Below are 790 nucleotides of genomic sequence, written 5' to 3' on the forward strand. Positions count from 1 at the left end.
TGTTAGTCCGGACGTCAGTGTGAACCGAGTTGGCCACGCCCCGGATAGAAACAACGGAAGCGGGCGAACTCACTTCGATCTCGTCTATAGAGAACGTACCGCAGGACAGCAGCTTCTCGCCCTGATAGCCCATTTTCAGCGTCAGCGTGTCACCCTTGCCCGGATACCACTTATCCAGCCAGCGGCCATCGGTGTCGTCCAGCTCCACCTCAATGGTATCGGACTCATTTTTGATGTTATCGCTCCAGGTCACACGGGTGACATAAGGCGCGATATCAGAGGTGATGTTTTTCTGCAGATACCACAGAGTGAACACCGGTGTCAGCACATCGCTGACGCCGGTTAACGCTGATGTGACTTGCGCAGTGCTGTTTATCTCAGCCATGGGGCAATATCCTCTTCTGTACGGGCTTCTTCAGCCTCAATCACCGGGATCAGTAACAACAGCCCGGAGGGCAGCACCGGCGTGATGGCCACGTGCGGATTGGCGGCAATAATCCGGGGATAGCCCAGCGGGTCACCGTAGTACTGCCATGCCAGCGAATCCCAGCGCTCTCCGTCACGGGTAACATGTTCAAGAAACATCACACACTCCTCGTCAGTATTCTGGCGGCCATTGCACTTAATCCCGGAGACATGCGGTTGAATGCTGTGCCGGCGGCGTTAAGCTGCCCGGAAACGGTATCCAGAGCACCTGCAATATTTCTTTTGTCCACACCACTCAGCGCAGACTGTGCCTGCTGTACATACGTGGCTGCTTCGCTGGCTGTTCTGGCCAGACTGATGGCAT

General features: G+C 55.7%; 3 protein-coding genes. All 3 read right to left on the reverse strand.

Going from position 1 to position 790, the window contains the following annotated elements; genetic code table 11:
* The coding region (locus tag CXQ91_RS24180; RefSeq protein ID WP_374953711.1) for a hypothetical protein at nt 1–385 on the reverse strand (385 nt) is incomplete at its 3' end.
* On the reverse strand, nt 373–585 hold the full coding sequence (locus CXQ91_RS24185; protein ID WP_000478224.1) for a tail protein X: 213 nt from the start codon (nt 583–585) through the stop codon (nt 373–375). The genes CXQ91_RS24180 and CXQ91_RS24185, both read right to left, overlap by 13 nt.
* Nucleotides 585–790 (reverse strand): hypothetical protein (locus CXQ91_RS25105; RefSeq protein WP_219816611.1); only part of this gene is annotated, 206 nt, incomplete at its 5' end. The genes CXQ91_RS25105 and CXQ91_RS24185, both read right to left, overlap by 1 nt.

The organism is Arthrobacter sp. Y81 (assembly GCF_002929335.1).
Taxonomy (GTDB): domain Bacteria; phylum Actinomycetota; class Actinomycetes; order Actinomycetales; family Micrococcaceae; genus Arthrobacter.